The following is a 25960-nucleotide window of genomic DNA, read 5'->3' on the forward strand; positions in this document are numbered from 1 at the left end:
GTTCAGCCCTCCAGGCTCGGCGTGCGCACGGCGCAGTGATCGACATAGGTCTTGATGCGCTCGAAACCGTCGGCACCGAACCAGAACACCTTCCAGGCGCCCTGCTTGTAGCAGCCGTCGGATTCGGCGTAGTAGAAGTGGTTGATCGGGTTGCCGTGGCGCGAGCGCCAGAACAGCTGCGGGGTTTCATCCAGCATCACGTTCCACACCGCGCGCCCCAGGCCTTCACCCTGCGCATCATCGAGCACCGCGAACTTGTCCAGGTACACGCCTTCGGCCTCGTCGGTGAGGATTACCGCAGCGCGGTAGTTCTCGCTGACGTAGGCACGCAGCAGGCGGGTCTTGTCGAAGTAGTCCGGTACCAGCGTGCGGCCGAAGCTGGATTCGATCAGGCCCTTCAGGCGCGGCAGGTCCAGTTCGCTCCAGGCGGTGGCGCGCAGCACCTTTTCGCCCTTGCGCACCAGCGTGCCCGAGCCCTTGTGGGTGAACAGTTCCTTGGCCAGGTCCGAGGGGCGGGTGATCGACACCGACGACTCCAGCGGCAGGCGGTCCAGCAGGTCCTTGATCTGTTCGATCTTCACGCGCATGCCGCCGTGGATCCACGGCTGCTGCATCAGCTGGTCGTACTCGGTGGACAGGTTGATCGAGTCGATCACCCTGCCCTCTTCATCCAGCAGGCCGCCGGTACCAGTGAGGAAGATGATCTTGTACGGCTGCAGTTCCTGCACCAGCTCGTTGGCGGCGAAGTCGGCGTTGACGTTGAGGATCTGCCCGCAACGGGTTTCGCCCAGGCTGGTGATCACCGGAATCGAACCGGCGCGCAGGCTCGCTTCGATCGGGGCCAGGTTGACCTTCTTCACCTCGCCGACCAGGCCGTAGGTGGCCTGGTCCAGGTACTCGGCCTCGAACACGCCACCGGTGATCGAGGTTGCGCGCGCGCCGTTCTGCTGCAGCGCTTCGACCAGCTGCAGGTTGGACGCCTGGAACACCCGGCGCACGATTGCCAGGCCTTCCGGCGAGGTCACGCGCAGGCCGTTGACGGTTTCCTTGACGATACCGGCGGCCGACAGTTCGGCATCCAGCTGCGGGCCGGCGCCATGCAGCACGATCGGGGTCAGCCCGACTTCCTGCAGGAACGACAGCGAGGAGGTCAGCGCGTCCAGGTCGTCGCGCAGCACGGCGCCGCCGACCTTGACCACGGCAAAGCGCTTGGCGTCCAGCTGCGAGAAGCGCTTGAGGTACTGGCTGATCTCCTTCGCGCTGGCCATGCTCGAGAGCAGGCGCACGATGGTCTGGCGGGTCTGGCGGTGGGGCTGGAGGGAAGAAGGCATTTCAGTATCGTCACAAGCGGCCGCAGCCGCGATGGAGGGTCCGTCAGTGGCAGGCCACGACGGCGTCGTTCGATCAGGCGCCGTGCGCGATGATCCGGTGCACGGCATCGGTGTAACGCTGCAGCTGCTCCAGCGTCACGAACTCGTCGGCGGTGTGGGCCTGGGCGATGTCACCCGGGCCGTACACCAGCGTGGTGTAGCCACCGGCGGAGAACAGCGAGGCTTCAGTCCAGAAGTCCACCGCGTTGCCGATCGGCAGGTCCAGCGCATCGGCCACGTCACGCGCGGCCAGGCGGCGGTTTTCCGCTTCGGCGATGTCGCCGGCCGGGAAGCTGGGGCCGCGGAAGGTTTCGGTGAACAGCGCCGCCGCCGGTTCGGCGAATCCAGCGAAGGTGGCCAGCAGCGCGTCGATGTCCATCGACGGCAGCGGGCGGAAGCCGAAACGCAGTTCGGCAGCCGGCGCGATCATGTTGGCCTTGATGCCGCCTTCGACCCGGCCGATGTTGAAGCGCAGGCCGGTCAGCCCGCCAAAACGCGCATGCGCCAGGGTATCCACATGGTCCAGCGCGCGGTTGCCCCAGCGCATCGCCTGGTGCAACGCACTGGCGGCCGCATCCTGCTTGCCCGACGCATGACCGGCCTGGCCCTTGAACTGCATCAGCACCGAGCTGATGCCACGGTGGGCCAGCACCGCTTCGCTCATGGTCGGTTCGGCCACGAGCACCGCGTCATACGGAATGCCCCGCGCCAGGAACGCAGCGATGCAGCGCGGGTCGTTGGCTTCCTCGTCGCTGGAGAACAGGAACGCGGCATCGCCATCACTGGCATTGGCCGCAGCCACCAAGGCTGCCGCAGCGCCCTTGATGTCGCACACGCCCAGGCCGATCACCCGGTCGTCGGTACGCCGCATCACATGCGGGTCGGCGGTCCAGTGCGGCGAATCGGGCACGGTATCCAGATGCACGTTGAACAGGTACTTCGGCGTACCGCGCACCGCATACAGGCTGACCGCGCCGTCGCCATGATCGATCACCTCCACGGTGAACCCGGGCAGGTTCGCGCGCAGATAATCGAAGATGCCGCCGGTGGTGATCGCACGCGGCGGATTGCGCGTGTCGAACGAAACCAGGGCCTGCAGATGGGTAAGGGTGTTCTCGAGCATGCGGGGTCAGTCCTTCACTGCGGCAACGGCCGCATCCTGGTAGATCGTGGGTCGCGCAATTTCCATCAGCAGCTCCGGGCGCGCCGGAGCAGCGAACCCGAAACGTGCGTACAGGCCATGCGCGTCACGGGTGGCGAGCATGAAACGGCGCAGGCCCTGCAGTGCCGGCTGCGCCAGCAGCGCCTCGATCAGCGCAGTGCTGTAGCCGCGTCCGCGGTGGCCGGGCAACACGAACACATCGGCCAGGTAGCCGAAGGTCGCGCCGTCGGTGATCACCCGGGCAAAGGCCACCTGACTGCCATCGTCCAGATAGCCGCCGACGCACAACGAGCCGTCGATCGCCCGCTGCACCGTTTCCCGTGGAATCCCTTCGCTCCAATACGCCTGGGTCGACAGATACTGGTGAATCAGCGCGACATCGAGCCGCTGTTTATCGGTGCAGACGTGCAGGTTCATGGTCTCGGTCCGGTTCAACGCCCGGCGGGTAGCGCGCACCCGCCGGACACGTCGATCAATCGATCAGCGGTTCACCTGCGCGTACAGCGTGGAGCTCATGCCGAACAGCTTGATGAAGCCTTCCGCTTCCTCCACGCCCCAGTCGGCCGACTGGGCGTACGTGGCGCCTTTGGTGTTGAGCAGGTGCGGCGAACGCACGGCCACCGCATCGACGCGGCCACCGCGGGTTTCCAGCACCACTTCGCCGTTGACCTTGGCCTGCGAGGACTTCAGGAAGGCCTCGATGTCGGTCTTCAGCGGGTCGTGGTAGAAGCCTTCGTACACCAGCTCCACCCACTTGCGCGCCACATCCGGCTTGAAGCGGTTCTGCTGCTTGGTCAGCACGGCGTCTTCCAGCGCGCGGTGCGCGGCCAGCAGCGAGACCAGGCCCGGCGCTTCGAACACGATGCGGCCCTTCAGGCCGATCACGGTGTCACCGGTGTACACGCCACGGCCCACGCCATACGGGGCGAACAGCTTGTTGAGCTTGGCCAGGATCTGCTCGCCCGCCATCGCCTCGCCGTCCAGGGCGACAGCCTCGCCTTCGACGAACTTCAGCGTCACGGTCAGCGCGTCGGCCGGCCACTCGCTGCGCGGTGCGCACCAGCCGCGGGCGCCTTCGCCCGGGGCTTCCCAACGGTCGATCTCGCCACCGGACATGGTCAGGCCGAGCAGGTTCTCGTTGATGGTGTAGGCCTGCTGCTTGGCACGCACGCCGAAACCGCGCTCTTCCAGGTACTTCTGCTCGTAGGCGCGGGTCTGGGTGTGTTCCTTCTGGATTTCACGGATCGGCGCGACGATCTGGTAGTCGCCCAGCGCCTTCACGGCCAGGTCGAAGCGGACCTGGTCGTTGCCCATGCCGGTGCAGCCGTGGGCAATGATGTTGGTGCCCAGTTCGGCGGCGCGCTTGAGCGCGGCATCCACGATCAGGTAACGGTCGGACACCAGCAGCGGGTACTGGCCCTGGTAGCCTTCGCCGGCCCACACGAACGGCTTGACGAAGCCGCTCCAGATCGCCGGGCCGCCATCGACGGTGACGTGGCTGGTTACGCCCAGTTCGGCGGCACGCTTCTCGATGAAATCGCGCTCTTCGTCATCCACACCGCCGGTGTCGGCGAACACGGTGTGCACGTTGTAGCCGCGCTCCTGCAGGTAGGGCACGCAGAAGCTGGTGTCGAGTCCGCCGGAGAAGGCCAGGACGATGTCTTTCTTGCTCATGGGGGTCAGGTCCAATAGGGGGATAAAGATTCGGTGTAGAGCCGACCGTTGGTCGGCTGAAGTGTTCAGTGCACGGGTCGGGGAGCAGCCGACCAACGGTCGGCTCCACCCCTTGTTGGCGTTATCGGCCGATCAATGCCGACATGATCGCCTTCTGCACGTGCAGGCGGTTCTCGGCCTCGTTGATGGCGATGCACTGCGCCGAGTCCATCACCGCGTCGGTAGCCTTGACGTTGCGGCGCAGCGGCAGGCAGTGGCTGAACACGCCGTTGTTGGTCAGGGCCATCTTGGCCTCATCGACGATGAAGTGCTTGTACTGGTCGCGGATCGGCTTTTCCGGCTCCCAGTTGCCGAAGAACGGCAGTGCGCCCCAGCTCTTGGCGTAGACCACGTCGGCACCGGTGTAGGCACTGGCGATGTCATGGCTGACCTGCAGCGAACCGCCGCTCTCGGCCACGTTCTGCTCGGCCCAGCCCATGTAGCGCTCGTCCAGGATGTAGTCCGGCGTCGGGCACAGCAGGGTCACGTCCATGCCCATGCGGGTGGCGATGGTCAGCGCGGAGTTGGCCACTGCGGTGTTGAGCGGCTTGGGGTGGTAGGTCCAGGTCAGCACGAACTTCTTGCCGCGCAGGTCCTGGGTGCCGAAATGTTCCTGCAGGGCCATCACGTGGGCCAGCTCCTGGCACGGGTGGGTGATGGTTTCCATGTTGATCACCGGCACCGGCGAGTACTTGGCGAAGCTCTTGAGCACTTCGTCCTCGCGATCCTTGCTCCAGTCGATGAACTTCGGGAACGCGCGTACGCCGATCAGGTCGACGTAGCGGCCCAGCACCTTGGCCACCTCGGCGATGTGCTCTTCGGTATCGCCATCCATCACCGAGCCCAGGTTGAACTCGATCGGCCATGCATCCTTGCCCGGCTGCAGCACGATCGCGTGGCCGCCCAGCTGGAAGGCGCCCAGCTCGAAGCTGGTGCGGGTGCGCATGGACGGGTTGAAGAACACCAGGGCAATCGACTTGCCCTTGAGCTCGTCGCCCAGCTTGTTGCGCTTGAACAGCGCGGCCTGGGTCAGCAGGGCATCCAGGTCGGTGCGGCTCCAGTCCTGGGTGTTCAGGAAGTGCTTCAGGGACATCGATCGATCCTTTGCGGCGGGATTCAGGGGGGCGGAAAAACGTACAGATGAAACTTTTCAAATCGTAGAAACGAAAAAACCCAGCACGGGGGCTGGGTTTTCCGAACAGACAGCACGAAGCTCCGGTTACCCAGCGAAAATGTGGGGTTCCGGTCGGCGGGCACGCGACGTCATGCCCGTAGCCATACGGGCGGCGCTGGTGTCGTGCTGGAAGTCGGTGAGTTTCATGGCCGCCCATCTTTGCACGCACCCGGGGCGGGTGCAAGGCCTGAATGGAACATTCAGGTCAGAGGTTGTGAAGGAAGGGCGTCGCCCGCCGCGTCACGGGTTCGCCGCCCCACCCTGCTCGGCGGCCACCCAGGGGGTGATCGACACCCGGATCTTCAGCCGGTTGCCGGGATCGTCGGGGAGGCGGGAGCGGTACTTGGTGCCCTTGTAGACGTAATCGACGTCGTAGGCGATGGGCCGGCGGAATTCGCGGCCGACCGGGATGATCCGGCAGTCGCGGGTCAGCAGCGGACCATTGTTGGCCGGCGGGGCCTCGACCACGGGCATCTCTTCTTCGCTGCCGTCTTCACGGCGGAAGATCGAGCGCACCGAATCCATGAACCGGCCGAAGCGGCCCTTGTCTTCCTGCGGCTCCTCGCCGGTCACGTTGACCGGGGCCAGGGTCCGGGTGGACACCGGCTCGCAGTGCTCTTCAGTGCGGGTGGCCCGCAGGGTCTGGAACACAGGCTCGACGTTGAGCACCTGCGCATAGTCGAACTTCACGTTCTCGACGATCACCACCCGGTTGCGGGCCTCGCCGTCCTGGGCGCGCGCCCCGAAGGCGGCACTTGCGAGCAGACAGGCCAGCGTCAACAACGAAGCGGATTTCATTGGCAACAGGTAAGAGGACAAGGGGGATAGTTTAGGCAGTGCCAGGCACAAGGGGCTGAACATTACCCTTCCGTAACGTTTCTGCCCATAGGCAGCCCTCCCCGACCCCGCCGGCCCGGGGTGTCGTGACGGCCCCGCGTGCCCGCCAGAGGGCCCGGCGCTGGGCGCCGTTGTGCTCTAAAATCGACCGCTTGCCCCCCACACATCCCCCACCACGGCCATCATGACCCTGCGACTGCACAACAACCTGACACGCCAGCTCGAAACGTTCCAACCGCTCGATCCGGCCTGTCCGACCCTGTATGTCTGCGGCCCCACGGTCTACAACTATGTCCACATCGGCAACGCCCGTGGCCCGGTGGTGTTCGGGGTGCTGGCCGATCTGCTGCGACGCCGCTTCGGTGGCCTGCGCTACGCCCGCAACATCACCGACGTGGACGACAAGATCAACACGGCCGCGCGCGATCAGAATGTGCCGATTTCGGCAATCACCGACCGTTTCGCCGCCGCGTACCGCGAGGACATGGCCGCGCTTGGCGTGGTTCCGCCGGACATCGAACCGGAAGCCACCGCGCATATCCCGCAGATCATCGAGATGATCGAACAGCTGATCGCGGCCGGCCACGCCTACGCTGCCGAAGGGCATGTGCTGTTCGCCGTGGGCACCTATGCCGATTACGGCAAGCTCTCGCGCCGCGACCCGGACGAGATGCTCGCCGGGGCGCGCGTGGACGTGGCCCCGTACAAGCGCGACCCGGGCGACTTCGTGCTGTGGAAGCCGTCCTCCGAGGACCTGCCCGGCTGGGCATCGCCCTGGGGCCGCGGCCGTCCGGGCTGGCACATCGAGTGCTCGGCAATGGCCGCCGCGCACCTGGGCCCGACCATCGACATCCACGCCGGCGGCGTGGACCTGCAGTTCCCGCACCACGAGAACGAGATCGCGCAGAGCGAGTGCGCCCACGGCGGGCAGACCTTCGCCCGCTTCTGGCTGCACAACGGCATGCTCAACTTCGGCGGCGCCAAGATGAGCAAGTCGATCGGCAACATCGAGCGCGTGCATGATCTGGTCCGCGCGCACGCGCCCGAAGCGCTCCGCTACGCGCTGCTGTCCGCCCACTACCGGCAGCCGCTGGACTGGTCCGACGCGTTGATCGAGCAGTCGGCACGCACGCTGGATGGGCTGTATGGCGCGCTGCGCGAGGTCGAAGCGGTGGAGGCCACGGCCTGCATTCCCGATTCGATCGAGGCGGTGCTCGACGAGGACCTCAATACGCCGCGCGCGCTGGCGCTGCTGTCGGAACTGGCCAGGAAGCTGCGTCATGCCTCGGCCCCGGCCGGCGGCCCGGACCTTCCGCGCGAGGGCGCCACGCTGGCCGAACTGGCCGACCTGAAGGCGCAGCTGCTTGGCGCCGGCAAGGCACTGGGGCTGCTCCAGCAGGCACCGGCGGCATGGTTCGGCAGCCAGGCCGCCGACAGCGACGAAGGCGCACGCATCCAGGCGCTGATCGATGCACGTACGGCAGCCAAGCAGGCCCGCGATTTCGCCCGCGCCGATGCCATCCGCGACGCGCTGGCCGCCGAGGGCATCGCGCTGGAAGACACGGCGCAGGGCGTGCGCTGGGTGCGCAAGCGCTGACCATTCGCCCGACCGACGGTCGGGCGCCACGATACAGTCCCGGCCACGGATGGCCGGGTGCTTCCCCCCGAACCATCACGGCCCGACCACGGAAGGCGAACACGGCCCGGAGTCCCCCATGACCACCGTTTCCCCGTTCCCGCTTGAACCCACCGCCGCCGACGCGCAGGCCGCCATCGCCGATGAGTTCGCCTTCTTCGGCGACTGGTCGGAGCGCTACCAGTACCTGATCGACCTGGGCCGCAAGCTGCCGGCCTTCCCGGACGACTGGAAAACCGAGCAGCACCGCCTGCTCGGCTGCCAGTCGATGGTCTGGATCGTGCCGGAAGGCAATGCGCAGTCGCTGCGCTTCCACGCGATCAGCGATTCGGCCATCGTCTCCGGGCTGATCTACCTGGCGCTGCGGGTGTATTCGGGCCGCTCGGCCGCCGAGATCCTGGCCACCGAACCGACGTACATCCAGGACATCGGCCTGTCGCGCCACCTGTCGCCGACGCGCAGCAACGGGGTGGCGGCGATGCTCGCCTTCATCCGCGATACCGCGCAGTCGCAGCAGTCGCAGTCGTGAGTTCCGACACCCCGTCCGACCCAGGCGACAGCGCGCTCAGTCTGCTGTCGCGGCCCGGCTTCTCGCTGCTGCTCGCCTATCGCATCTGCGCGATGCTGTCCTACCAGATCGTGGCGGTCACGGTCGGCTGGCACATCTATGAAGTGACCCGCAACCCGTTCTCGCTGGGACTGGTCGGGCTTGCCGAGGTGCTGCCCTTCTTCTGCGTGGCCCCCTTCGCCGGCTATCTGGTGGATCACCTGCCGCGCCGCCGGCTGGGCATGGTGGCCGCCAGCGGGCTGGTGCTGACGGCGGTGGTGCTGACGGCGGTGGCCCAGGGCTGGCTGCCCTTCCACGGGGTCTGGCCGATCTATGCGGCGATCGCGATGACGGGGATGGTGCGTGCGTTCCTGTCGCCGATCTACAACGCGCTGTTCGCGCGGGTGCTGGAGCGCCAGCAGTATGCGCGCGGCGCCGGGCTGGGCGCGGTGGTGTTCCAGGCCGGGATGGTGGCCGGTCCGGCGCTGGGCGGGCTGCTGGTGGCCTGGGGCGGCAAGGGCGTGGCCTACGGAGTGGCCGTGGGCGTGGCGGTGGTCGCGGTAGGCTGCCTGGCCGTCCTGCGCGTCTCCGAGCCGGTGCACACCGGCCCGGCGGCCCCGATCTTCAAGAGCATCGCCGAGGGCGGCCGTTTCGTGCTGGGCAACCGGATCATGGTCGGGGCGATGGCGCTGGACATGTTCTCGGTGCTGCTTGGCGGGGTGGTGGCGATGCTGCCGGCGTTCCTGCACGAAATCCTGCACCACGGCCCGGAAGGGTTGGGCATTCTGCGCGCGGCGCCTGCGCTGGGGTCGGTATGCGTGGGGCTGTGGCTGGCCCGCCGGCCGCTGCAGCGCAACGCCGGCCGGGTACTGCTGTTCGCGGTGGCCGGGTTCGGTCTGTGCGTGATCGGGTTCGGCTTGTCGCACAGCTTCTGGCTGTCGGCGGTGATCCTGCTGTTCTACGGCGCCTTCGATGGTGTGTCGGTGGTGATCCGTTCGACCATCCTGCAGTTGGCCACGCCGGAAGAAATGCGTGGACGGGTATCGTCGATCAACGGCATCTTCATCAGTTCGTCCAACGAGCTGGGCGCGTTCTACGCGGGCACGATGGCCAAACTGCTCGGCCTGGTACCGGCCGTGGTGCTGGGCGGTTTTGCCGTGCTGAGCGTGGCCGGCATCACCGCCTGGAAGAACCCCACCCTGCGCCGCCTGAATCTGCGCGACCTGCACTGAGGTAGGTACCGACCGTTGGTCGGTACGCCCTGGTGCCGGGTCGCTCGCAGACGCGCGGCGCCTCGATGTGCGCGTGCAAGGACGACGGCCAGCCTTGTCCGGGACACGCCGTGAACCCATCCCTGGGGGCTCGTAGAAAACATCCGTGTTTTCTACGGTCCCGGACAAGGCTGCCCGCCGTCCTTCAGATGGATATCCGCTGGCGGTCGGCAACAGCCAGGCAGGGCACGAGCAGATGGGTAACGGTGGCTACCGACCGTTGGTCGGTACGCTCCCCGGGTAGAGCCGACCGTTGGTCGGCTGCCTGTGCAACGGGGCACCGAAATTCCGCAGATCAAAAAAAAACCCGGCCGAGGCCGGGTTTTTGATTGCGTCGCGACCGATCGGCGATCAGTCGCCCTGCTGCTTCTGCAGGTGCTCCCAACGCTCCTGGGCGTCGATGGTGCGCTCTGCGGTCAGGCGCGCTTCCAGACGATCCAGGCCGATCTCTTCGCCGGTATCCACGCAGTAGCCGTAGTCACCGTCTTCCAGGCGCTTCAGGGTGCTGTTGATCTTGCCGATGAGCTTGCGGTAACGATCGCGGGTACGCAGTTCCAGCGAGTTCTCGGTCTCGCGGGTGGCGCGTTCGGCCTCATCGCCGATATCACGCACTTCTTCCTGCAGATTCGCGATGGTCTGCTTGGATTCCTCGACCAGATCATTGCGCCAGTGCTGCAGGCGCTGGCGGAAATACTCCAGCTGCAGCGGGCTCATGTATTCCTCTTCCGCGCTCGGCTTGTAACCGTCGGGCAGGATCGGACGACCGGTGGCTTCGTCAGTCTTGTATTCCACCACCTTCACCTTGGTGCGCGGGGCCGGGGCGGCCGAACGCGCTGCCACGGCAACGGCGACCTTGCCGACCGGACGGGACACGGGCTTGGGGGCGGACTCGGACTTGGCGGGGGTTTTTGCAGGCGATTTCGAAACGGGCACGGGATTCTTGTTTTGCGGGGCTTTCGAGGCGGACGGGGCCGCTACCGGCGCCGGCGCAGACGCCGGAGGGGTAACAGGCTTGGCCGCGGACTTGGCCGGGACAGACTTGGCCGGCGCCGGCGATGCCGGCTTCGGTGCGGACTTCACTACAGGTGCTGCGGCCGGCTTGGCGGCCGGCTTGGTTGCCACGGGCTTGCTGGCGGTCTTGCTGGCCTTCACCGGCTTGGCCGGCGGCTGTTTGGCCGCGACCTTCTTCACCGGTGCAGGCTTGGCGGCCGGCTTGGCAGCCGCCGGCTTCACCGTTTTCTTTGCCACGGTCTTGCTGGCAGCGGTCTTCTTCACCGGCGCCTTGGCGACCGGCTTGGCAACAGCGGTCTTCCTGGCGACGGCCTTCTTGGCCACCGGCTTGGCGGCGGCAGCCGTCTTCGCCGCAGCCTTCTTGACCACCGGTGCCTTGGCGACGGTTTTCTTGCTCGCCTTGGCCGGGGCCTTGGTGGCCGATTTCTTCGCGGGTGCCGTCCTGGCCGCCGGTTGTTTGGATGCAGGCTTGCCGACCGGCTTGGCGGCCGGCTTCTTGGCAACGGACTTGGCCGCCAACTTCGTTACAACAGGCTTGGCGGTTTTCTTGGCGGCCTTGACGGCCTTCTTTGCAGTTTTTTTAGCAGCCACGAAACGCTCTTCCTTGGATTCCCCGGGGCCCGGGAAAGCGGGCCTTTATAGCCTACCCGACCAGCAGCAGCAACCACACCGCCTACTCCGTTCAGCCCCGGAGTCGCAAGGGGTGAAGCCGGCCTGCCCGCTGGGCGGACCGGCTCGCGCAGTTCGGTACCTGACCCGGCGATGCCACCGGGGCGGCCCGCCACGCGCGTGGGCGCGAGCGGGTCCAGCGCCCCATCCTGCGACAAATGCGGCCTTCATGCCAACTGCTCTAAGATGGGCAGGTGATCTCGCGCCTGCTCATTGCCCTGCTGCGCTTCTACAAGCGCTTCATCAGCCCCCTGCTGGGGCCGCGCTGCCGCTTCGTGCCCAGTTGTTCTGAATACGCCATGCAAGCCATCGCCACGCATGGCCCCGCGCGCGGCAGCTGGCTTGCCGCTCGCCGGCTCGGTCGCTGCCATCCCTTCCATCCCGGTGGCGTGGACGAGGTGCCGCCGCGCGCCCCGCACGCCGCTTGCCGCTGCACAGGAAAACACTGAAATGTCCTCCACGCTCATCGTCAACGCCCGCCTGGTCAACGAAGGTCGCATCACCGACGGCGACCTGCGCATCGAAAACGGCCGCATCGCGCAGATCGGCACCGGCCTGGAGGCGCGCCCGGGCGAGACCGTGGTCGACGCCGCCGGGCGCTGGCTGCTGCCGGGCATGATCGATGACCAGGTGCATTTCCGCGAACCGGGCCTGACCCACAAGGGTGACATCGCGACGGAATCGGCAGCGGCCGTGGCCGGTGGCCTGACCAGCTTCATGGACATGCCCAACACCAACCCGCCGACGCTCAACGCGGAGATCCTGCAGGCCAAATACGACGCTGCCGCCGGCCGCGCGCGCGCCAACTATGGCTTCTACATGGGCGCCAGCAACGACAACCTGGCCGACATCAAGGTGGTGGACCCGAAGAAGTCGCCGGGCATCAAGGTGTTCATGGGCGCCTCCACCGGCAACATGCTGGTCGACAACCCGGAAACGCTGGACGCGATCTTCAAGTACGCCCCCACGCCGATCATCACGCACTGCGAAGACACGCCGATGATCGACGCCAAGGCGAAGGAGTACGCCGAGAAGTACGGCGACGCGCTGAGCGCGGAACAGCACCCGGACATCCGCTCGCGCGAGGCCTGCCTGAAGTCGTCCGAGCTGGCGGTGGCGCTGGCGAAGAAGCACGGCACCCGCCTGCACGTGCTGCACATCTCCACGGCCGATGAGCTGAAGCTGTTCGAGAAGGGCCCGCTGATCCGCGCCGACGGCAGCCGCAAGCAGATCACCGCCGAAACCTGCATCCACTTCCTGCGCTTCGACCGCAGCGATTACGCGCGCCTGGGCAACCTGATCAAGTGCAACCCGGCGATCAAGGAGGCCAGCGACCGCGAGGCCCTGACCCGCGCCGTGGCCGAGGACGTGATCGACGTGCTGGCCACCGACCACGCGCCGCACACCTGGGAAGAGAAGCAGAAGCCGTATCCGCAGGCACCGTCCGGCCTGCCGCTGGTGCAGTACGCGCTGGTGGCCGCACTGGAGCTGGTGCACGAGGGCAAGCTGGAGATCACCCAGGTGGTGCAGAAATTCGCACACGCCCCGGCCCAGCTGTTCGACGTGAGTCAGCGCGGTTTCCTGCGCGAGGGCTACTTCGCCGATCTGGTGCTGGTCGAGGACGTGCCGTTCACGGTCAAGCGTGAGGATGTGCTGTCCAAGTGCGGCTGGTCGCCGTTCGAGGGCATGACCTTCCGTTCGCGCATCGCGTCGACCTGGGTCAACGGCCAGCTGGCGTGGGACGGTGAGACGCTGGTGGGCTCGCCGAACGGCCAGCGCATGAGCTTCGACCGCTGATGCGGGCGCATCTGTTGGGCTGGAGCCTGCTGCTGGCGGGCGGCGCGGCGCTGGGCGGCATGCTGCCCGTCGCGGCCCATGCGCAGGCCGACACCCGCGTGGTGTTCCCGGCCAGCGCCTCGCAGGGCGCGATGGTGATCGGCAAGGTCCCTGCGGGCAGCGTGGTGCAGTATGGCGGCCGCACGCTTCGGGTGAGCGGCTACGGCAGTGTCGTGTTCGGCATCGGCCGCGATGAGAAGGGCCCGCTGCAGGTCCAGGTGCGACGCCCGGACGCTGGCACCGAGACGGTCAGCATCGCGGTGACCCCGCGTGACTGGCCGGTGGAGCGCGTCAACGGCGTGCCGCCGAAGACGGTCAATCCGCCGCCGGCGATCGCCGAGCGGATCAAGCGCGAGCAGGCCCAGGTCACGGCGGCCCGCGCGCGTGACGACGACCGGACCGATTTCGCGCAGGCCTTCATCTGGCCGGTGCAGGGCCGCATCAGCGGTCGCTTCGGCAATGCGCGGGTCTACAACGGGCAACCCGGCGCCGGGCATTCGGGCATGGATATCGCCGTGCCCACCGGCACGCCGGTAAAAGCGCCGGCCGCCGGCGTGGTCACCTTCGCCGGGCCGGACCTGTACCTGACCGGTGGCACCCTGCTGCTGGACCACGGCTACGGCGTGAGCTCGAACTTCCTGCACCTGTCGCGCATCGACGTGAAGGTTGGCGACCGGGTCGAACAGGGCCAGGTGATCGCCGCTGTCGGCGCGACCGGCCGCGCGACCGGCCCGCATCTGCACTGGGGCATGAACTGGTTCGACACCCGCATCGATCCGCTGCTGGTGCTGGAGCGGCGCTGAGCAAGGCGTACCGACCAACGGTCGGTACCTGCCCTCACCTCAGCCGCGGGCGGCCCACCAGGTGCGCAGCAGCGTGCGCAGCGGCGTTGCCTTGAATTCGCGCCCGTGCGCCCAGGCCTGCTGGCGCGTGCGCGCCAGCGAGGCGTACAGGCGGCGCGGGCGGGGCCCGGCCACGCGCGCGGGCCAGTCGCGCAGCAGCTGCTGTGCCCAACGCTGCGTCACGTCCTGTTCGCCCTGCGCCAGCAGCGAACGCGGCACGGCCGCGACGCCGGCCTCGTTCAACCGCTGTGCCAGGGTCTGCAGCAGCACCGGCGTGGCGGCATCGCCGCGTGCCGGGGTATCGAAGATCGCTGCCTCCACGGCCGCCACGGCGGCGGCGTAGCTCTGCAGCGAGGCCCGTGCGCGCGCCGGGTCCACCGGTACGGCACGCGCCTCGACCAGGTCCGGCAGGGTCTGGGCCAGTTCCGCCCACGGCGCACGCAGCGGCTCCAGTACACGGCCCAGCGGATGTTTGGAACGCTGGGCAGCCCAGCTGCGCAGCTCTTCGCCCCACCACGCCAGCTTGGCGTCGGCCGGGGTCGGGTCGCCCCCGATGTTGAGGATGTCGTCGAATTCCTGCAGCAGCGCGAACCACGCCACCACGCGAAGGCGCTGCGCCTCCGGCACGAAGGGTTCGGCCACCGACCATTCCGGCCAGCGGGTTCGCCACTTGTCCAGGAAGCTGTCCAGGGCGCTGGAAGTTGTCACGGGAAATCCTTCAAATGCTGTGCGGACCAACGGTCCGCACCTACCTGGGGGAACGTACGGACCAACGGTCCGCACCTACCTGGGGGGAACGTGCCGACCAACGGTCCGCACCTACCTGGGGGAACGTACGGGCCAACGGTCCGCACCTACCTGGGGGATGTGCGGACCAACGGTCCGCACCTACCTGGGGGAACGTGCGGGCCAACGGTCCGCACCTGCCTGGGGGAATGTGCCGACCAACGGTTGGCACCTGCCGGAGTGGGTCATCGGACGGTCGCCCGGGCTACCCGCGCGCGGGCGGCCAGGCGTCAGCGCGCTGCAACTGCGCGGGCTGTTCGGCCATGCGCTCGGCGCCCCACGCGTGCGGGTCGTCGGCGTCCAGCCGGTAGCCCCACAGCGCGGCCACCGAGGCCATGCCGGCGGCGTTGGCAGCGACGATGTCGCGCTCGTCGTCGCCGACGTAGATGCAGATGCCCGGCTCGATTCCCATGCGTTCAGCAGCGGCCAGCAGCGGCAACGGATGCGGTTTGCGCTGGGCCAGGGTGTCGCCGCCGATCAGCACGGCACAGCGCTGTTCCCAGCCCAGCTGCGGCACGATCAGACGGGCCAGGTACTCGGGCTTGTTGGTGACGATGCCCCAGCGGCAGCCGGCCGCGTCCAGCGCGTCGAGCATGCCGGCCACGCCGTCGAACAGCACCGCATGGCGGCCGATCAGGCCTTCATAGCGTTCCAGGAATTCGGGCACCAGCGCATCGCGCTCGACCTGCCCCAGCTCCGGGAACGCCACCGACACCATCGCCCGGGAGCCCTTGGACACCACCGGACGCAGGGCGTCCAGGCTGATCGGGGCGCGCCCGCGCGCGGCCAGCATCGCATTGGCGGTGGCCAACATGTCCGGCGCGCTGTCCAGCAGCGTACCGTCCAGGTCGAACAGGACCGCCTGCGGGAACATGCCCGCGTGAACCCCGGACTCAGACACCGGCGGCATCGTCCGGCTTCACGGCATATGCCAGGTAGTTGATGTCGGTGCGGCTGCTCAGGCGCGCGCGGTTGCGCCACGGCTCGTACGCCATGCCACTGACATCACGCAGGGTGAAGTCGGCCTCGCGCAGCCACTTGCCCAGTTCGGCCGGCTTGATGAAGTCCTGGTAGTGGTGCGTGCCCTTGGGCAGCAGCCGCGCCACGTACTCGGCGCCGACGATGGCCACCGCGAAGGCGGCCGGGGTGCGGTTGACGGTGGACAGGAACAACTGGCCGCCCGGCTTGAGCAGGCGGTGGCAGGCAGCGATGATCGCGCCCGGGTCCGGTACGTGTTCCAGCATTTCCATGCAGGTGACCACGTCGAAGCTGCCCGGCTGTTCGGCGGCCAGATCTTCGGCGGCCTGCAGGCGGTACTCCACGGTCACGCCCGACTCCAGGCTGTGCAACCGGGCGACCTTGACCAGTTCGGGGGCGAGGTCGATCGCAGTGACGTCGGCGCCTTCCTTGGCCAGCGCTTCGCTGAGCAGGCCGCCGCCGCAGCCGATGTCCAGCACGCGCGCGCCACGCAGGGCCACGCGGCGGGCCACGTACTGCAGGCGCACCGGGTTCAGGGCATGCAGCGGCTTCTGCGGGCCGTCGGCGTCCCACCAGCGGTTGGCGAGCGCGGCGAACTTGTCCAGTTCGGCCTGATCGAAATTGGTGGAAGCGTGGGGGGCGTTCATGGGGATCCTTGGTGCATCAAGCACGGATGTGGCGGATGCGCTCGCGCCACTGGCGCGCGTTGGCGACGATCGCTGCGGTATCCATGCCGACCAGTTCGCGCTGGACCAGCTTGGGCTGGCCGGCAATCCAGACATCGCTGACCTGGTGGCGGCCGGCGGCGTAGACAAGCTGCGAGAGCACATGGTGCAGCGGCTGGGTTTCCAGCGCGGACAGGTCCACGCAGACCAGGTCGGCCTGTTTGCCGACCTCGATCGACCCGATGCGGTCGCCGAAGCCCAGCGCGCGGGCGCCGCCCAGAGTGGCCGCACGCAGCGTGGTGGCCGCATCCAGCGCGGTGGCATCGTTGGCCACGGCCTTGGCCAGGATCGCCGCGGTGCGGTTCTCGCTGAACATGTCCAGGTCGTTGTTGCTGGCGCAGCCGTCGGTGCCGATCGCCAGGTTCACGCCGGCGCGCTGCAGGGCGCAGGCCGGGCAGAAGCCCGAGGCCAGCTTGAGGTTGGATTCGGGGCAATGCACCACGCTGACGCCACGCTCGGCGCACAGGTGGATCTCGGCCTCGGTGAGCTGGGTCATGTGCACCGCGATCAGGCGGTCGTTGACCAGGCCCAGCCGGTCCAGCCGCGCCAGCGGGCGCTGGCCGTGCAGCTTGATCGAGTCGCTGATTTCCTGCGCGGTTTCATGCGTGTGCAGGTGCACCTGCATGTCCAGCTGGTCGGACAGCATGCGCACGCGTTCGAAATTGGCGTCGTTGACGGTGTACGGCGCGTGCGGCGCAAACGAGGTGCCGATCAGCGGATCGTTGCGCCACTGGTCGTGCAGTTCGCCGGCCTTGGCGAAGTACTCGTCGTCGGTCCTGGCCCAGGCGGTGGGAAAATCGATGATCACCGCGCCGACCAGCGCACGGAACCCATGCTGCTTGTAGACCGCAGCCTGGACGTCGGAGAAGAAGTAGTTTTCGTTGGCGCAGGTGGTGCCGCCGCGCAGCATTTCGGCGATGGCCAGGGTGGTGCCGTCGGCCACGAACTCCGGCCCGATCACCGCCGCTTCCACCGGCCAGATGTGCTGCTGCAGCCACACCATCAGCGGCAGGTCGTCGGCAACGCCGCGCAGCAGGGTCATCGGGTTGTGGGTGTGCGCGTTGACCAGGCCCGGCATCAGCGCCGCGTCCGGGCGTGACACGGTCTGCGTCGGCGCGAAGCGCGCACGCGCCTCGGCACGCGGCAGGATCGCGATGATCTCGCTGCCGCGGATGGCCACTGCATGGTCTTCCAGCACCACCGCATGCGGCTCGATCGGGACCACGTAACCGGCTTCGATCAGCAGGTCACAGGTTTCGGGAATGCGTGCGGTGTCGGTCATGCGGGCTCGCTGAGGCAGGGGGGATGCAGCGGAGGGGCGGCGGTGTGCCGGCGACACGCGTGGGACATGCCGTCTGTAGTGCCGACCGTTGGTCGGCTGCCGTTCGCGACGCGCGTTGAGACCCCGCCAACAGCAGCCGACCAACGGTCGGCTCTACCCGTATCCGATCGTTGGTCGTGGGCAGCAGCCGACCAGCGGTCGGCTCTACCGTCATCCGACCGCTGGTCGGATTACTTGCCGGCGCGTGCGGAGTATTCACCCGAGCGGGTGTCGACCTTGATGATTTCATCCTGGTTGACGAACAGCGGCACGCGGACCACGGCGCCGGTTTCCAGGGTGGCCGGCTTGCCGCCGCCGCCCGAGGTGTCGCCACGGACGCCCGGATCGGTTTCGGTGATCTTCAGTTCGACGAAGTTCGGCGGCTGGACGAAGATCGGCTCGCCGTTCCACAGGGTCACGATGCAGGATTCTTCACCCTTGAGCCACTTGTCCGCGCCGCCCATGCCGGCCTTGGTGGCCTGGACCTGCTCGAACGACTCCGGGTCCATGAAGTGCCAGTACTCACCGTCGGTGTACATGTAGTTCATGTTGGTGTCGACGACGTCGGCCTTTTCCACGTCATCGGTGGCCTTCATGGTCATTTCGACCACGCGGCCCGACTTGATGAAGCGGTACTTCATGCGGGTGAAGGCCTGGCCCTTGCCCGGCTTGACGTACTCGGTCTCGGTGATGACCGCCGGTTCATTGTTGACCAGGATCTTCATCCCGTTCTTGACATCGTTCATGCCAACAGTGGCCATGCTGAAACTCCTGAATGGGCAAACGCCGCGCAGGCGCGGCGAGCCGGATAGAATGGAAAACCCACCGGCACCGGTGGGGTGACTCGTTTTTCTGACCGACATGATAACCGCAGGCCCCCATTCCATGCAGCTTTCCGCCACGCCCCTGCCCACCTCCGTGCGCTGGCAACAGCTCTGGCGCGAGGCGGTCCGCGACCCACGGCAGCTGCTGACGCAGCTTGGCCTGGACCCGGCCGAGCTGCCGCTCTCGGCCGAGGCGGCCAGCCAGTTCGCGCTGCGCGTGCCCCAGGGCTTCATTGCCCGGATGCGCCCGGGCGACCGCCACGACCCGCTGCTGCGGCAGGTGCTGCCGGTCACCGATGAAATGCAGGTGGTGCCGGGCTTCAGCCTGGACGCGGTCGGCGACGGGCTGGCCAGGAAGGCCACCGGGGTGATCCAGAAGTACCGCGGCCGCGCCCTGCTGGTGACCACCGGCAGCTGTGCGATCAACTGCCGCTACTGCTTCCGCCGCCACTTCGACTACGGCACCGAGAACGCCGCCAAAGAGGGCTGGCGCGAGGCGGTGGACGCCATCGCGCAGGACCCGGACATTGATGAGGTGATCCTGTCCGGCGGCGACCCGCTGTCGCTGGCCACCCACAAGCTGGAAGAGCTGACCCAGGCCCTGGCCCGGATTCCGCACCTGCGCCGCCTGCGCATCCACAGCCGGCTGCCGGTGGTGCTGCCCGAACGCGTAGACGACGCCCTGGTGCAGTGGATCGCCGCCCTGCCCTGGCCGGTGGCATTTGTGATCCATGCCAACCATGCCAACGAGTTCGACGCCGCCGTGGACACCGCGATGGCCCGCCTGCGCGGCGCTGGCGCCACCCTGCTCAACCAGGCGGTGCTGCTGCGCGGGGTCAACGACTCCCTGCAGGCGCTGCAGGACCTGAGCGAACGCAGCTTCGCCGCCGGCGTGCTGCCGTACTACCTGTACCAGGTGGACCGGGTCGAAGGCGTGGCCCACTTCGAGGTGCCGGACGACACCGCCAAGGCACTGCACGCCCAACTCACCGCACGCCTGTCCGGCTACCTCGTCCCCAAACTGGTCCGCGAGATCTCCGGGGATGCAAGCAAACGCCCCGTATAGGGGCGTTTGCGGGTAGGTGATGACCGTTGGTCATCACGCTGTTGCCTTATCGACCCGCCTCGATCATCTGCACCACCTCGGTGGCGCTGACCGGGTGGCTCAGCCAGTAGCCCTGGCCCAGGTCGCAGCCGCGCTGGCACAGCAGGTCGAACTGCACTTCCTGCTCGATGCCCTCGGCCACCACGGTGATGCCCAGCGCGTGGGCCATCGCGATGATCGCCGTGGTCAGGGCCAGGTCGTCCGGATCGCGCTGCATGTCGGCGACGAAGCTCTTGTCGATCTTGACCCCGTCCACCGGCACCTGGCGCAGGTGGCTGAGCCCGGAGAAGCCGGTGCCGAAATCGTCCAGCCACACCTTCACGCCGGTCCGGTGCAGCTTGTCCAGCAGCGCCGCCGCCAGCATCTCGTCGCCGATCACGGCCGTTTCGGTCAGCTCCAGGTGCAGGCGCGAGGCCGGCAGGCCGGTATCGCGCAGGCAGTCGGCCACCAGGGTCGGCAGTTCGCCACCGCGCAGCTGGCGCGGCGACACGTTGACCGACACGAACAGGCCCTCGCTGTCGGCGCCGTGCGGCCACTGCACCGCCTCCATGCAGGCCGCACGCAGTACCTTGGGACCGATCACTTCGATCAGGCCGCTCTGCTCGGCCACTTCGATGAACACCGATGGCGGGATCGTGCCCAGGGTCGGGTGCTGCCAGCGCAGCAGCACTTCGACGCCGACCATGCGGCGGTCGCGGGTGCGGAAGATCGGCTGATACACCAGCCGCAGCTCGCCGCGCTCCCAGGCGCCGCGCAGCTCCTGCTCCATGTGCACGCGGCGTTCGACCGCATGGTCCATCGCGCGGCTGTAGTAGCGATAGCAGTTCTTGCCGGCCATCTTGGCCTGGTACATCGCGATGTCGCCGTTCTTCAGCAGCGTGGTCGCATCGGCGGCATCGTCGGGGAACAGGGTCACGCCGATGGACGTGCCCAGGAACAGCTCCCTGCCCTGCACCACCAGCGGCCTGCCCAGCTCGCGGACCAGGATCTCGGCGAGCTGGCGCGCGGTGGCGGCCACGTCGCCATCGCCGATCAGGATCACGAACTCGTCGCCGCCGAAGCGTGCCAGCAGGGCCTCGTCGCCACCGGCCTGCGCCACCGCCGCGCTGATGCGCTGGGCGAACTGCAGCAGGGCCTCGTCGCCGGCCTCGTGGCCGAGGGTGTCGTTGACCCGTTTGAAATCGTCGATATCGGCAAACAGCAGGGCCAGCCGATGCCCGGCCGCGCGCGCGGCCATCAGGCGGTGGTCCAGCGCCTCGCGGAACGCCAGGCGGTTGGTCAGCCCGGTCAACGCATCGGTATAGGCCATGTGCCGGACCTCGCGGTCGTGCCGGGCGATGGCCTCGCTCATCCGCCCGAACGCACGCACCAGCTCACCCACTTCATCCTTGCGTGAGCTCTCGCGCAGCTGCACCTGGTAGTTGCCGGCCTCGATCTGGCGCGCCGCGGCCGCCAGCCCGCGGATCGGGGTGACCAGGGTGCGCTGCACATAGATGATGACCACCACGCCGATGCCCACCAGCAGGCCCAGCATCAGCAGCAGCCAGCCCAGGTGGCGCTTGCCCACCTGCTGCAGGCGTTCGCCGAGGGTCTGGTTGGCGCGCTGCTCCATCGCCTGCACGTCGTCCAGCGCCATGCCCACCCGGACACCGCCGATGCGCTGGTTGCCGATCATGATCGGCATCGCGTTGTCCAGGACCTTGGGCGACTCCTGCACCACCAGCTGGCGGGCCCCCTTGGCACCTTCGGCCAGCGGGTCGGTCATGGCGCGGCCGAAGCCCAGCACCTCCACCGACCCGTCATGGATCAGGCGACCATCGGCGTCGAACACCAGCACGTAGCGCACCACCTGCTGCCGCGAGGTATTGCGCACCAGCGCGCCGACCTGCTCCAGGTCGTTGTAATAGAGCGGGTTGGCCAGCGCATCGGAGAGCTCGCGCGCCAGGGCCTCGCCACGACTGCGCACGCTGCGGTCGAACAGGCCGTGGATCACGCTGCCGCTGAGGTGCTTGACCTCATCCTGCATGGTGGCCTGGCGCCCCAGCACTACCGCCACGATCGCCACCACCACCAGCATGGCACCGCCCATCGCCAGCACGAACCGTGCCTGCATTCCGGAACCCAACGGCCTCATTCCACTTCCATCCGCACGCGTGCCCAACCCTGTTTCAATTCATCCAGCCGGTGCTGCATCTGCGCATCCACCCGATGGAACCCGGACGTACCAAAGAACTTCTCCAGCGCATCCTGCGCTTCTGGATCCGATGCTGCATCCAGCAACACCTGCTGCAACCGGTCGCGCACCCGCCGGTCCAGGCCGGCGCGCACCATCTCCACCCCGCGCGGATACGGCTCGGTACGGTGGACGACACGAAAATCGCGCCGGAAGACCGGGGGAATGCGTTTGTCGTCGGCCCAGTCCACGCTGCTGACCGCACCGGCATCGACCAGGCCCTTGTGCACCAGGGTGGCGATGTTCAGCTCCGACCGCGCGAACACGTAGCCCACCGTGTCGGGCGCGGCGGTGTCGCTGGCCGAGGTCAGGATCTCCGGGGTCATGCCGTGCTCGAGCAGGGTCATCACCGGCACGAGGTAGGCGCTGGTGGAGGCCACGTTCTGCAGGGCCACGGTGTGCCCGGTCATGTCGTCGAGGGTGCGGACCGGGCTGTCGCGGCGGACGAAGAACACGGTGTGGTACTCGCGCACGCCGCTGCGCTCGGTCAGCAGCAGCGGCTCCGCGCCGCTGCGCATGCCCAGGGCCACGGCGGTACCGGAGGTCTCGGTGACCCAGTCCACGCGGCCCCGGCGCAGGTAGCTGCCCATCCGCTGCGAGTCGCTGGCCATCAGGATGCGGCCTTCGGTAATGCCGACATCGCGCATCCGCGGGACCACGTAATCCAGCAACGGCTGCAGCTGCGCATAGTGTGACTTGGGATCATCGCTGATCCGCCCGAGCACCAGTACGTTGGACGGACCCGCCGACGCCGGACCGACCCCCAGAGCGATGGCCAGACACAGCAGTCCCCCCTGCAGCAGCCATCGCAGCACTGACACCCTTCATTGCTCCCCCGAGATATCGAAACAGCCTACCCGAAAAAGTGAGAACTGCGTCAGCTCATTGAGGCTTGCCGGCAGCCAGGCGCGCCATCCGCTGCGCGTCGGACAGAATGCCGCGCAGCAGGCGCACTTCCTGTTCGCTCAGTTCGGTACGCAGGAACAGGCGGCGCAGTTTGCGCATCGCCGATTCCGGGGCACGGCCCTTGTGGAAGTCGATATCGTCCAGGGTGTCGCCGAGCTGGCCGAACAGCCCCTCGACCTGTGCATGGCTGGCCGGTTCCTCGCGGAAGCCCGGTTCGGCAGGCGCGGCGGCGGACACCCCGCCGAGGCTGGCCATGCGCAGCTCATACGCCAGCACCTGCACCGCCGCCGCCAGGTTCAGCGAGCTGAAATCGGGATTGGACGGAATGTGCACGGCCAGGTGGCAGAGCTGCAGTTCTTCGTTGGTGAGGCCGGTGCGCTCGCGGCCGAACACGAAGGCCACCTCGGCCGGCTCGGCGGCCTTGGCCAGGGCGCGCTGGGCCGCGACCGCCGGCAGCAGCTCCTCGAGCTGGACCCGGCGCGCCCGCGCGGTGCACCCCAGCACCAGCCGGCAGTCGGCCACGGCTTCGGCCAGGGTGGCCACCACCGGGGCGTCGCCGAGGACGTCCTCGGCACCGGCCGAGCGCCGGAACGCCTCTTCGTTGAGGGGCTTTTCGGGGGCCACCAGCACCAGGCGGCCCAGGCCCATGGTCTTCATGGCACGCGCGGCGGCCCCCATGTTGCCGGGGTGCTGGGTGCCGACGAGGACGAATCGGATGCGGGACGGAGCGGTTTCAATGGACATGAACAGGCCAGACGCGAGCAGGACAGCCACAAATGGTAAACTGTGCGACCGGCCTCTGCGCCGGGACCGCTCTTTTCCCCCGCCAAACCCCATCTCTGCCTTTACGGGAGCTTTTCGCCATGCAGAAACCCGCCGTCACCGTCATGGTCAAGGCCGCCCGCCTCGCCGGCAACGTCCTGTTGCGCAACATCAACAAGCTCGAGGCGTTGAACGTCGTGCAGAAGGGGCGCATGGACTATGCCAGTGAAGTCGATGCGGATGCGGAAAAGGTCATCGTCAAGGAACTCAAGCGCGCCTATCCCGAGTACGGGATCATGGGCGAGGAAGGTGGCGTGCAGGGCGTGAACCGTTATATGTGGGTCATCGACCCGCTGGACGGCACCAGCAACTACCTGCGCGGCTTCCCGCACTACTGCGTGTCCATCGCCCTGGTCGAGAACGGCGAGCCGATCGACGCGGTGATCTTCGACCCGCTCCGCAATGAACTGTTCACCGCCAGCCGCGGCGCCGGCGCGGTCTTCAACGACCGCCGCATCCGCGTGGCCGACCGCAAGGACCTGGCCGGCGCGATGATCCACACCGGTTTCGCCCCGCGCGAGCGCGCGCGCAGCAGCGCCCAGCTGAAGGCGGTCGATGCGCTGCTGGTGCACGCCGAGGACATCCGCCGTACCGGTTCGGCCGCGCTGGACCTGGCCTACGTGGCCTGCGGCCGTGCCGATGCCTACTTCGAGGCCGGTGTGAAGGCCTGGGACATCGCCGCCGGCGTGCTGCTGGTCCGTGAGGCCGGTGGCCGGGTCTGCGACTTCAAGGGCGCCACCCCGGCCCGCATGGACAGCCGTGGTCCGGAGACCCAGCAGATCGTGGCCGGCAATGTGAAGAACACCGACATCCTGCAGAAGGTGCTGGTGAACACGGGCTACGCCGCCGAGTTCGACGCCAAGTTCTGATCGACCGCACCTGCACCATCCCGGAAACGGCGCCCTTGGGCGCCGTTTCTGTTTGGGCGTTCGCGAAAGGCACGATTCGCACAGCATCCCCGGGCTGGGCAGGACGGTGCGGGCTCGCGGGACACGCTGCAAGTACGTCCATGTAAGCTCCGTCGCCGCATCCATGCGGCTCAGGGTCCCGCGAACCCACACCGCCCTGCCCTGCCCTGCCCTGGACACAGGGTCGGCGACCTGAGCAACGGCACCAGCCCGGGAGCGCCCCCCCCCTGGACGGGATACGGGTCGCCCTTGAACGAGCAGACGAAAGTCTCCCGCTGCCACGCAAACAAAAACGCCCGGCCAAGGCCGGGCGTTTCGGGGGGCAGTGCCGTCCGGGATCAGGCGACGGTGCTGTTGGCGGCCTTCAGGGCGGCGATGCGCTCGTCCAGCGGCGGGTGGCTCATGAACAGCTTGCGGGCCGTGGAGCCGGCGATGCCGAACGCGGCGATCTGGGTCGGCAGGGTGCTCTGGCCGTGGTTGAGCTTGAGGCGTTCCAGCGCGGCGATCATCTTCTGGCGGCCGGCGAGGTTGGCACCGCCGGCGTCGGCGCGGAATTCGCGATGGCGCGAGAACCACATCGAGATCATCGTGGCGAACAGGCCGAACACCATCTCCAGCACGAACACGATGATGTAGTACGCGAAACCACGGCCACCGCCTTCGCGGTTGCCCGACAGCGCGCTGTCGATGACGCCACCGACCACGCGGGCCAGCACGATCACGAAGGTGTTCAGTACGCCCTGCAGCAGGGCCATTGTGATCATGTCGCCGTTGGCCACGTGGGCGATTTCGTGGCCCAGCACGGCCTCGGCCTCGTCTTCGCTCATGTTGTGCAGCAGGCCGGTGGACACCGCCACCAGGGCCTTGTTGCGGTTGGCGCCGGTGGCGAACGCGTTGATCTCCGGGCCGTCGTAGACGGCCACTTCCGGCATGCCGATGCCGGCGGCACGGGCCTGGCGTTCCACCGTGGCCAGCAGCCAGCGCTCGGTCGGGTTGCGCGGCTCAGTGATCACCACCGCGCCGGTGGAGCGCTTGGCCATCCACTTGGACAGCAGCAGCGAGATGAACGAGCCGCCGAAGCCGAAGATGGCCGCCATCACCAGCAGGCCGCTCATCTGGTTGGGGTTGACCCCCAACACCGACATCACGATACCGGCCAGGATCAGCACCGCGAGGTTGGTCAGAAGAAAGAGAGCAATGCGACTGAACATGGGAAAGGGACGCTTTGAAGAGGGATTTGACTGCAAATCTGCGGTGCCTTCATGTTGAATTCAAGTCGGAATC

At 67.7% G+C, this 25960-nt stretch carries 24 protein-coding genes; 8 read left to right on the top strand and 16 right to left on the bottom strand.

Annotation, left to right across the window (positions count from 1 at the left end):
- Positions 1 to 2: 2 nt before the first annotated feature.
- The 6 genes from ACLB90_RS02935 to ACLB90_RS02960 all read right to left on the bottom strand — a co-directional run bounded on the left by ACLB90_RS02935 (position 3) and on the right by ACLB90_RS02960 (position 6217).
- Positions 3 to 1331, bottom strand: coding sequence for an acetylglutamate kinase (locus tag ACLB90_RS02935; RefSeq protein WP_411851548.1), 1329 nt, complete (start codon positions 1329 to 1331; stop codon positions 3 to 5).
- A gap of 73 nt (positions 1332 to 1404) precedes the next feature.
- Positions 1405 to 2493, bottom strand: coding sequence for an acetylornithine deacetylase (locus tag ACLB90_RS02940; protein WP_411851549.1), 1089 nt, complete (start codon positions 2491 to 2493; stop codon positions 1405 to 1407).
- A gap of 6 nt (positions 2494 to 2499) precedes the next feature.
- Positions 2500 to 2949: a GNAT family N-acetyltransferase gene (locus ACLB90_RS02945; RefSeq protein ID WP_411851550.1), complete on the bottom strand. Its 450-nt coding sequence runs from the start codon at positions 2947 to 2949 to the stop codon at positions 2500 to 2502.
- Between the two features lie 63 nt (positions 2950 to 3012).
- The gene (locus ACLB90_RS02950) at positions 3013 to 4206 is read right to left on the bottom strand and encodes an argininosuccinate synthase (protein ID WP_411851551.1); all 1194 of its coding nucleotides are present in this window, start codon (positions 4204 to 4206) and stop codon (positions 3013 to 3015) included.
- 121 nt (positions 4207 to 4327) lie between these two features.
- Entirely contained in the window at positions 4328 to 5338 is a 1011-nt protein-coding gene (locus ACLB90_RS02955; protein ID WP_411851552.1) for an N-acetylornithine carbamoyltransferase, read from the bottom strand.
- A 321-nt stretch (positions 5339 to 5659) separates the two neighbouring features.
- Positions 5660 to 6217, bottom strand: coding sequence for a hypothetical protein (locus tag ACLB90_RS02960; RefSeq protein ID WP_411851553.1), 558 nt, complete (start codon positions 6215 to 6217; stop codon positions 5660 to 5662).
- A gap of 223 nt (positions 6218 to 6440) precedes the next feature.
- On the opposite strand from ACLB90_RS02960, the gene cysS reads away from it, so the two are divergent.
- From cysS to ACLB90_RS02975, 3 genes are all read left to right on the top strand, one after another.
- Positions 6441 to 7853 (top strand): cysteine--tRNA ligase, encoded by a 1413-nt coding sequence (gene cysS / locus ACLB90_RS02965; protein ID WP_411851554.1) that lies wholly within the window; start codon positions 6441 to 6443, stop codon positions 7851 to 7853.
- Positions 7854 to 7971: 118 nt separating this feature from the next.
- Positions 7972 to 8421: a SufE family protein gene (locus ACLB90_RS02970; protein WP_411851555.1), complete on the top strand. Its 450-nt coding sequence runs from the start codon at positions 7972 to 7974 to the stop codon at positions 8419 to 8421.
- Positions 8418 to 9671, top strand: coding sequence for an MFS transporter (locus ACLB90_RS02975; RefSeq protein ID WP_411851556.1), 1254 nt, complete (start codon positions 8418 to 8420; stop codon positions 9669 to 9671). Before ACLB90_RS02970 ends, ACLB90_RS02975 begins: the two co-directional genes overlap by 4 nt.
- A 390-nt stretch (positions 9672 to 10061) precedes the next feature.
- Here ACLB90_RS02975 and dksA read toward each other — a convergent pair whose 3' ends face one another.
- On the bottom strand, positions 10062 to 11312 hold the full coding sequence (gene dksA / locus ACLB90_RS02980) for an RNA polymerase-binding protein DksA (RefSeq protein WP_411851557.1): 1251 nt from the start codon (positions 11310 to 11312) through the stop codon (positions 10062 to 10064).
- Positions 11313 to 11584: 272 nt separating this feature from the next.
- Between dksA and yidD the strand changes: the two genes are divergently transcribed.
- Genes yidD through ACLB90_RS02995 form a run of 3 tightly spaced genes read left to right on the top strand, consistent with a single transcriptional unit; the run spans position 11585 to position 14029 of the window.
- A complete protein-coding gene (gene yidD, locus ACLB90_RS02985; protein WP_411851558.1) occupies positions 11585 to 11839 on the top strand; it encodes a membrane protein insertion efficiency factor YidD in 255 nt (84 codons plus the stop codon).
- Position 11840: 1 nt separating this feature from the next.
- Positions 11841 to 13187 (top strand): dihydroorotase, encoded by a 1347-nt coding sequence (locus tag ACLB90_RS02990; RefSeq protein WP_411851559.1) that lies wholly within the window; start codon positions 11841 to 11843, stop codon positions 13185 to 13187.
- Positions 13187 to 14029, top strand: coding sequence for a M23 family metallopeptidase (locus tag ACLB90_RS02995; RefSeq protein ID WP_411851560.1), 843 nt, complete (start codon positions 13187 to 13189; stop codon positions 14027 to 14029). The genes ACLB90_RS02990 and ACLB90_RS02995 overlap by 1 nt, the downstream gene beginning before the upstream one ends.
- Before the next feature lie 39 nt (positions 14030 to 14068).
- On the opposite strand, the gene ACLB90_RS03000 is transcribed toward ACLB90_RS02995, so the two are convergent.
- From ACLB90_RS03000 to efp, 5 genes are all read right to left on the bottom strand, one after another.
- Entirely contained in the window at positions 14069 to 14776 is a 708-nt protein-coding gene (locus ACLB90_RS03000; protein ID WP_411851561.1) for a squalene/phytoene synthase family protein, read from the bottom strand.
- 283 nt (positions 14777 to 15059) lie between these two features.
- Entirely contained in the window at positions 15060 to 15728 is a 669-nt protein-coding gene (locus tag ACLB90_RS03005) for a phosphoglycolate phosphatase (RefSeq protein ID WP_411852683.1), read from the bottom strand.
- Between the two features lie 19 nt (positions 15729 to 15747).
- Entirely contained in the window at positions 15748 to 16479 is a 732-nt protein-coding gene (gene ubiG / locus ACLB90_RS03010) for a bifunctional 2-polyprenyl-6-hydroxyphenol methylase/3-demethylubiquinol 3-O-methyltransferase UbiG (protein WP_411851562.1), read from the bottom strand.
- A gap of 16 nt (positions 16480 to 16495) precedes the next feature.
- Positions 16496 to 17839, bottom strand: coding sequence for a TRZ/ATZ family hydrolase (locus ACLB90_RS03015; RefSeq protein ID WP_411851563.1), 1344 nt, complete (start codon positions 17837 to 17839; stop codon positions 16496 to 16498).
- A gap of 230 nt (positions 17840 to 18069) precedes the next feature.
- On the bottom strand, positions 18070 to 18639 hold the full coding sequence (gene efp, locus ACLB90_RS03020) for an elongation factor P (RefSeq protein WP_017354967.1): 570 nt from the start codon (positions 18637 to 18639) through the stop codon (positions 18070 to 18072).
- A gap of 124 nt (positions 18640 to 18763) precedes the next feature.
- Between efp and epmB the strand changes: the two genes are divergently transcribed.
- Positions 18764 to 19768 (top strand): EF-P beta-lysylation protein EpmB, encoded by a 1005-nt coding sequence (gene epmB, locus ACLB90_RS03025; RefSeq protein WP_411851564.1) that lies wholly within the window; start codon positions 18764 to 18766, stop codon positions 19766 to 19768.
- 46 nt (positions 19769 to 19814) lie between these two features.
- Here epmB and ACLB90_RS03030 read toward each other — a convergent pair whose 3' ends face one another.
- The 3 genes from ACLB90_RS03030 to ACLB90_RS03040 all read right to left on the bottom strand — a co-directional run bounded on the left by ACLB90_RS03030 (position 19815) and on the right by ACLB90_RS03040 (position 23690).
- Positions 19815 to 21941, bottom strand: a complete 2127-nt coding sequence (locus ACLB90_RS03030) for a putative bifunctional diguanylate cyclase/phosphodiesterase (RefSeq protein WP_411851565.1) — start codon at positions 21939 to 21941, stop codon at positions 19815 to 19817.
- Entirely contained in the window at positions 21938 to 22861 is a 924-nt protein-coding gene (locus ACLB90_RS03035; protein WP_411851566.1) for a phosphate/phosphite/phosphonate ABC transporter substrate-binding protein, read from the bottom strand. The genes ACLB90_RS03030 and ACLB90_RS03035 overlap by 4 nt, the downstream gene beginning before the upstream one ends.
- 61 nt (positions 22862 to 22922) lie before the next feature.
- Positions 22923 to 23690, bottom strand: coding sequence for an RNA methyltransferase (locus tag ACLB90_RS03040; protein WP_411851567.1), 768 nt, complete (start codon positions 23688 to 23690; stop codon positions 22923 to 22925).
- A gap of 119 nt (positions 23691 to 23809) precedes the next feature.
- Here ACLB90_RS03040 and ACLB90_RS03045 point away from each other — a divergent pair, with 119 nt between their 5' ends.
- Positions 23810 to 24637 (top strand): inositol monophosphatase family protein, encoded by an 828-nt coding sequence (locus ACLB90_RS03045; protein WP_411851568.1) that lies wholly within the window; start codon positions 23810 to 23812, stop codon positions 24635 to 24637.
- Between the two features lie 377 nt (positions 24638 to 25014).
- Here the strand turns inward: ACLB90_RS03045 and htpX are convergent, their stop codons facing one another.
- The gene (gene htpX / locus ACLB90_RS03050) at positions 25015 to 25887 is read right to left on the bottom strand and encodes a protease HtpX (RefSeq protein WP_017354973.1); all 873 of its coding nucleotides are present in this window, start codon (positions 25885 to 25887) and stop codon (positions 25015 to 25017) included.
- Positions 25888 to 25960 lie beyond the last annotated feature (73 nt).

This window comes from Stenotrophomonas sp. LGBM10 (assembly GCF_046736075.1).
Taxonomy (GTDB): Bacteria; Pseudomonadota; Gammaproteobacteria; order Xanthomonadales; family Xanthomonadaceae; genus Stenotrophomonas.

Coding starts and splice junctions, on each gene's coding strand:
- ACLB90_RS02935 (WP_411851548.1), bottom strand. CDS start 1,331: ATGCCTTCTTCCCTCCAGCCCCACCGCCAGACCCGCCAGACCATCGTG.
- ACLB90_RS02940 (WP_411851549.1), bottom strand. CDS start 2,493: ATGCTCGAGAACACCCTTACCCATCTGCAGGCCCTGGTTTCGTTCGAC.
- ACLB90_RS02945 (WP_411851550.1), bottom strand. CDS start 2,949: ATGAACCTGCACGTCTGCACCGATAAACAGCGGCTCGATGTCGCGCTG.
- ACLB90_RS02950 (WP_411851551.1), bottom strand. CDS start 4,206: ATGAGCAAGAAAGACATCGTCCTGGCCTTCTCCGGCGGACTCGACACC.
- ACLB90_RS02955 (WP_411851552.1), bottom strand. CDS start 5,338: ATGTCCCTGAAGCACTTCCTGAACACCCAGGACTGGAGCCGCACCGAC.
- ACLB90_RS02960 (WP_411851553.1), bottom strand. CDS start 6,217: ATGAAATCCGCTTCGTTGTTGACGCTGGCCTGTCTGCTCGCAAGTGCC.
- cysS (WP_411851554.1), top strand. CDS start 6,441: ATGACCCTGCGACTGCACAACAACCTGACACGCCAGCTCGAAACGTTC.
- ACLB90_RS02970 (WP_411851555.1), top strand. CDS start 7,972: ATGACCACCGTTTCCCCGTTCCCGCTTGAACCCACCGCCGCCGACGCG.
- ACLB90_RS02990 (WP_411851559.1), top strand. CDS start 11,841: ATGTCCTCCACGCTCATCGTCAACGCCCGCCTGGTCAACGAAGGTCGC.
- ACLB90_RS02995 (WP_411851560.1), top strand. CDS start 13,187: ATGCGGGCGCATCTGTTGGGCTGGAGCCTGCTGCTGGCGGGCGGCGCG.
- ACLB90_RS03005 (WP_411852683.1), bottom strand. CDS start 15,728: ATGTTCCCGCAGGCGGTCCTGTTCGACCTGGACGGTACGCTGCTGGAC.
- ubiG (WP_411851562.1), bottom strand. CDS start 16,479: ATGAACGCCCCCCACGCTTCCACCAATTTCGATCAGGCCGAACTGGAC.
- ACLB90_RS03015 (WP_411851563.1), bottom strand. CDS start 17,839: ATGACCGACACCGCACGCATTCCCGAAACCTGTGACCTGCTGATCGAA.
- efp (WP_017354967.1), bottom strand. CDS start 18,639: ATGGCCACTGTTGGCATGAACGATGTCAAGAACGGGATGAAGATCCTG.
- epmB (WP_411851564.1), top strand. CDS start 18,764: ATGCAGCTTTCCGCCACGCCCCTGCCCACCTCCGTGCGCTGGCAACAG.
- ACLB90_RS03030 (WP_411851565.1), bottom strand. CDS start 21,941: ATGAGGCCGTTGGGTTCCGGAATGCAGGCACGGTTCGTGCTGGCGATG.
- ACLB90_RS03040 (WP_411851567.1), bottom strand. CDS start 23,690: ATGTCCATTGAAACCGCTCCGTCCCGCATCCGATTCGTCCTCGTCGGC.
- ACLB90_RS03045 (WP_411851568.1), top strand. CDS start 23,810: ATGCAGAAACCCGCCGTCACCGTCATGGTCAAGGCCGCCCGCCTCGCC.
- htpX (WP_017354973.1), bottom strand. CDS start 25,887: ATGTTCAGTCGCATTGCTCTCTTTCTTCTGACCAACCTCGCGGTGCTG.